General features: G+C 42.2%; 2 protein-coding genes. One reads left to right on the top strand and one right to left on the bottom strand.

Translation table 11 applies throughout. From position 1 onward, the window contains the following. Nucleotides 1-161: 161 nt before the first annotated feature. A complete protein-coding gene (gene stbA / locus OGY37_RS00235) occupies nt 162-548 on the bottom strand; it encodes a plasmid stabilization protein StbA (RefSeq protein WP_001039464.1) in 387 nt (128 codons plus the stop codon). Nucleotides 549-1,218: 670 nt separating this feature from the next. Here stbA and OGY37_RS00230 point away from each other — a divergent pair. Then, nucleotides 1,219-1,446: a traK protein gene (locus OGY37_RS00230; RefSeq protein WP_244580976.1), complete on the top strand. Its 228-nt coding sequence runs from the start codon at nt 1,219-1,221 to the stop codon at nt 1,444-1,446. The last annotated feature ends 69 nt before the right edge of the window (nt 1,447-1,515 follow it).

Genomic DNA, 1,515 nt, shown 5'->3' with positions numbered 1-1,515 from the left:
TGAAAGCGTGCGTATTGCCTGAAAACACAACCCGCTACGGGGGAGACTTACCCGAAATCTGATTTATTCAACAAAGCCGCGCGGGGCTAACAGGTAAGATGAAATTAAGGTTTTACGAACACTGCCACTGTAATTAATTACCGCTACTTTCATAAATCACCTCAGAATTTTTTGTTGAACTTCTTAGGGTCGAAATTCTCACCGATTTTCTTGAAGAATTCTTTATCAATAATGCCGGGACTCTCTGCTTTTTTACTTTCCTGCACTTCAGGCTCAGACGGTTGTGTATTGTGCAATACACTTTCCGCTGCACCCTTCGCGCTACTCTTATCATGCGTATTGTGCAATACATTTTTTCGGTTTTGCCGCGTTCTATACAGTGCCATCTCAAGCCCTTTGGCTGTTACCGAAAAGCTGTATTCGCTGTCGAGGATTTCAGCAATTTCATGCCGCGTTAGCCCTCTGTCCAGCCAGTTCTCGATTTCATTTAGGCGCAATCTGACAGCAGCCGATAAGTTGCGGGGTTTCAGATCTGCTGGTTTATTCATAACCCCCTCCGTTGTATGAAAATGACTCTACAACACTCGTAAGAAGGGGTCAATCGAGTTTTGTAGTTTATCTGTAGTTTTCTTGTAGTCTATTTGTAGTCTGTCACGTTTTTTGTAGTTTATTTGTAGTTTTATTGTAGTCTATTTGTAGTCTTACAACACTAAGGCAAAACGTTTTTTGTAGTTTATCTGTAGTTTATCTGTAGTTTTTGGTTGCTCAGATGGTCATGCAAGCATGACCATCAAAGAATAGGACGCTTTTTAGCCAAATGACCCTTAACCTACGGAGATCGCCCTACCAAAAAAAGATGATTTTTTATCCCTTAACCTGCTATACACCTAACGCAGCGTGATAAATCACGCTATCCAACTGATTTAAAAGAAAAAAACCAAATTTAGCCATGCTGCGGTATTACCCAGGTATTACAAATCTAATCTAACATACTGATTTAAAACATTTTTTATTTATTACTTTGGTAATACTATGATTTCACCGTATTAGACACCCTTTTTTCGTTTAAAAAATGCACAAAGTGAGGACTGAATGCCAACAATAACCGCAAAAGTATCAGATGAACTTTTGGCCTATATAGACCTGGTTTCAGGTGGTAATCGGTCAGAGTATCTGCGGCGCTGCCTTGAAGCTGGCCCAGGTGATCTGGAGTCCGGGTTGAAAATAGTTACCAACCAGCTGAGCGACGTAAATCGCAAACTGGATTACCTTTTTGACCGTGCTTCAGATGCGGATTTTGGCTCACTGCGCGATGAGCTGAAGGCAATAACCGAAACGCTATCTGGCGTAACATTCCCACCGGCAGGACAGATGATGTTGCATGAATCACTCGCTATTGAAACGCTGATCCTCCTACGTTCGATAGCAGAACCGGGGCTTTGTTGAATAAATCAGATTTCGGGTAAGTCTCCCCCGTAGCGGGTTGTGTTTTCAGGCAATACGCACGCTTTCAGG

It is taken from the genome of Citrobacter sp. Cpo030 (assembly GCF_030333005.1).
GTDB classification, from domain to species: Bacteria; Pseudomonadota; Gammaproteobacteria; order Enterobacterales; family Enterobacteriaceae; genus Citrobacter; species Citrobacter portucalensis.
Note: the sequence above shows the minus strand (reverse complement) of the source record. Positions and strands in the feature narration are given on the sequence as shown.